This window comes from Parafannyhessea sp. (assembly GCF_051876455.1).
Classification (GTDB): Bacteria; Actinomycetota; Coriobacteriia; order Coriobacteriales; family Atopobiaceae; genus Parafannyhessea.
In genome coordinates, this window is the sequence record NZ_JBJEHW010000069.1 from 1 (window position 1) to 3,903 (window position 3,903).

Annotated in this window: 4 protein-coding genes; all 4 read right to left on the reverse strand. The window is 66.9% G+C overall.

The window, feature by feature from the left end:
• The coding region (locus ACI38Z_RS03260; RefSeq protein WP_439788754.1) for a PhoU domain-containing protein at window positions 1–303 on the reverse strand (303 nt) is incomplete at its 3' end.
• A gap of 42 nt (window positions 304–345) precedes the next feature.
• A complete protein-coding gene (pstB, locus tag ACI38Z_RS03265; RefSeq protein WP_439788755.1) occupies window positions 346–1,152 on the reverse strand; it encodes a phosphate ABC transporter ATP-binding protein PstB in 807 nt (268 codons plus the stop codon).
• A 1-nt stretch (window position 1,153) separates the two neighbouring features.
• On the reverse strand, window positions 1,154–3,148 hold the full coding sequence (gene pstC, locus ACI38Z_RS03270) for a phosphate ABC transporter permease subunit PstC (RefSeq protein WP_439788756.1): 1,995 nt from the start codon (window positions 3,146–3,148) through the stop codon (window positions 1,154–1,156).
• On the reverse strand, window positions 3,145–3,903 hold a 759-nt coding region (locus ACI38Z_RS03275; RefSeq protein ID WP_439788757.1), incomplete at its 5' end, for a phosphate ABC transporter substrate-binding protein. The genes pstC and ACI38Z_RS03275, both read right to left, overlap by 4 nt.

Below are 3,903 nucleotides of genomic sequence, written 5' to 3' on the forward strand. Positions count from 1 at the left end.
GGCGATGTTGCGGGCGTGATTGCTCATGCGCTGCAGGTTGAAGTCCGCGTACACGATGAACTGGATCAGGCGGAGGTCCGAGGCCACGGGCTGCTGCAGCGTGACCGTCTGGTAGGCCTTGTCCTCCAGCTCCTCGCAGCGCTGGTCGATCTTCTTGGTGGCCTTCTTGGTTTCCTTGGCCTTCTCGCGGTCGCCCTCCACCAGGGCGTCCACGGCGTCGTGGAGCTCGACGTCCACGTCCCTCAGGATCGCGACGACCTCCTGGCGCATCTCGACGAGCTGCTTGTCAAACTGTTCGCGCATGGGTAGCCTCCCTCTCGTTCCCGTGTCCTGCCGGCGGCACGTCTAGCCAAAGCGGCCGGTGATGTAGCTTTCGGTCCTGGGGTCACGGGGGCGCGAGAAGATCTCCTTCGTGTCCCCGTACTCGATCAGCGTCGCGGGCTCCCCCGCACGCTCCTGCAGGAAGAAGGCCATGTAGTCGCTGATGCGTGCGGCCTGCTGCATGGAGTGGGTCACGATGATGATCGTGACCGTGGGGGCGAGCTCGGCCATGAGGTCCTCCACCTTCTGGACGCTCGTGGGGTCGATGGCGGAGCACGGCTCGTCCATGAGGAGGACGTCCGGCTGCACGGCGAGCACGCGCGCGATGCAGAGGCGCTGCTGCTGGCCGCCGGAGAGCGCGAGTCCGTTCTTTCCCAGCTGGCCCGAGACCTCCTTCCAGAGGTTCGCGCGCTTGAGCGACTCCTCCACGATGTCGTCGAGGTCGGACTTGGAGGTCACGCCCTGCAGGCGCGGGCCGAAGGCGACGTTCTCGTAGATCGACTTGGGGAACGGGTTGGGCTGCTGGAAGATCATGCCCACGCGGCGGCGGAGGTCGACGGGGTCCACGCCGGGGGCGTAGATGTCGTGCCCGTCGAGGGCCATGAGGCCCTCCTCGCGCGTGCCCTCGATCAGGTCGTTCATGCGGTTCATGCAGCGCAGGAACGTGGACTTGCCGCAGCCCGAAGGCCCGATGAACGCCGTGATCTTGCGGGGCGCGATGTCGAGGTTGACGCCCGTGAGCGCATGGAAGTCACCGTACCAGAAGTTGAAGTCCTCGACGTGGATACCCTCGCCCTGTGGGTTCTTGGGTGCATGGCGATAGACGGTCACGCTACTTCCCTCCCTTTTGCCTGGCGCCGCGCTTGGAGATGTAGCGCGCGAAGAGGTTGAAGGCCAGGATCATGATCATGAGCAGGAGCGCCGTTCCGTAGGCAGCCCCCATGTTGATGCCGTCGTTTGCGAGCAGGTACAGGTGGACGGGCATGGAGCGGCCCGAGTCGAGCGGCGTCACGGGCAGGTTGACCGCCTGTCCCATGGTGTAGAGCACGATGGCCGTCTCGCCGATGGCGCGGCCGATGGCGAGCACGATGCCGGTCGCGATCCTGGGGAAGGCCGCGGGCAGCACGATCTTGCTCACGACCTGCCACTTGGTGGCGCCGAGGCCGTACGCGCCCCAGCGGATGAAGCGCGGAACGGAGCGGATGGCGTCCTCCGTGGTCCTCATGATGAGCGGAAGCATGAGCAGGGCCAGGGCGAGCGCCGCGGAGAGCATGGACAGCCCGAATCCGCAGGCCTCCACGAACACGGCGTAGCCGAAGAGTCCCATGACGATTGAGGGGACGGAGGCGAGCGTGTCCGTGGCGTAGCGGATGAAATCGACCAGGCGTCCCTGGTGGGCGTACTCCGCCAGGTACACCGCGGCGAGCACCGCCACGGGCGTGGCGAAGAGCGTGGCGAGCGCCGTCACGTAGAGCGTTGAGACGATCGTGGGGAAGATGCCGCCCTCGGCGTTGACGCCCTTGGGCCACGTGAAGATGAAGGCGGGCGTGATCTGCGGTGCGCCGTTGATGACCACGAAGCCGATGATGAGGAGGAGGATCGCGGTGGTGACGAAGCCAGCGGCCACGAAGACGCCGGTCATGATGCCGTCGGTCGCGTCCTTGGAGACGCGCGGCTTCTTGGCGCGGGCGAGGCGGCTCCTGATGAGCTGCGCGGAGCTCTCCTGCGCGCGGACCGCGGAGGCGCTCGATGCCGAGGGGCCCTCTGCCACGGAGCGCGCGTCCTTCTCGGCCACCGGCGTGGCGGGACGGGAGGCCTCGCGCTCGCGGCGCTCGCTCCTGCTGGTGATGATGCGGACGATGCCCACGAGGCCCGCGGAGATGACGTAAAGCACGACACCCATGCCGAACAGGGCGGCTCGGTGGAGGCCGGAGGAGTAGCCCATGTCGAGGGCGATCTGGCTCGTGAGCGTGGCCACGGGGCTCGTGATGGAGTGCGGGAAGACGGGCGCGTTGCCCACGATCATGAGGACGGCCATGGTCTCGCCGATGGCGCGGCCCATGCCCAGGACGATGGCGTTGACGATACCCACCTTGGCGGCCGGCAGCACGACCTTGTAGATGGTCTGCCAGCGGGTCGCGCCCATGGAGAAGGACGCCTCGCGCACGCCGGGGTCGACCGAGTTGAGTGCGTCCATCGAGAGCGTAGTGATGGTGGGGACGATCATGATGGCGAGCACGAGCCAGGCCGTGAGCGCGCCGAAGCCGAGGCCGCCCGAGGCGTCGGCGATGAGCGGGCGCAGCACCACGAGCCCGAAGAAGCCGTAGATGACCGAGGGAATGCCGGCCAGGAGGTCGACGGCCGTGCTCACGACCCTGGTGACCCTGCGCGTCGCTATCTGGGTGAGGTACACGGCGCAGCCCACGGCGAGCGGCACGCCAATGACGAGTGCGCCCACGGTGACGAGCGCGGAGCCGGCGAGAAGCGCGAGTATGCCGTAGTGGCCCTCGGACGGGGCCCAGGTGGACGAGAAGAACCCGCCGAGCCCGATCTGGGTGAACACGGGCAGCGACTTGGCGAGCGTGAACACGAAGATGAGGGCCACGGCCGCCACGGCGATGAGCGCGCACAGGAGGAAGAGGTCCTTGAGGAGGCCCTCCTTCACGTACGTTGCATGGTCCATGAGCTTGAGCTCGCGGGCGCTCTTCCTGAGCGCCTCGTCCTTGTTGGGCTCGATGTCCGAGATGTGCGGCGGCTGCTCGAGGCCGTCGAGGAGCTCGTCATGCTCTTCTCGCTCTTGCTGTTGTTGCTCTTCTGACCCGCTCACTTGCCCTCACCTCCCGAGGTACTGGCATCGTCGGTCGAGGCGGTCGACGTGGTGTCGCCCTTGGCGGACTGGTCCCAGTTGACGGGGATGTAGCCCGCCTCCTCGATGGTCTTGGTCATCTGGTCGGAGAGGACGAACCTGATGTACTGGTACGAGACGCCCTGGGGGTCTCCGTTGGTGAAGAAGTAGAGGTCGCGCGAGATGGGGTACTTCCCGTTGCTTACGTTGTCCTCCGTGGCCTTGACCCCGTTGACCGTGAGCGTCCTGACCGTCGTGGTGGCGAAGTCGCTCTTGACGAAGCCGATCGAGATGTAGCCGATGGCGCCCTTGGAGCGGCTGACCACGTCGCGCACCTGCCCGGTGCCGGGGAGCACCGCGGCGCTGCGGTCGAACTCCGCGCCGCGCATGACGATGGAGCGGAAGGCCTCGCGCGTGCCGGAGGCCTCGTCGCGGTTGACGAGCTGGATGGCGAGGTCGGGGCCGCCAAGCTCCTTCCAGTTGGTGATCTTGCCCGCGTAGATGTCCCTCAGCTGGTCGAGCGTGACGTTCTTGACCGGGTTGGAGTCGTTCACGATGATCGCGATGCCGTCGTGCGCGATGACGGTCGACACGAGCTCGTGGCTGGCCTCCTCCTTGGTGAGGTCGCGGCTCGAGCTCGCGATGTCGGCGGTGCCGCTGATGACGGCCTCGATGCCGGCGGAGGACCCCAGGCCGGAGACCAGGACCTGGTTGCCGGTCTTGGCCTCGAACTTCTC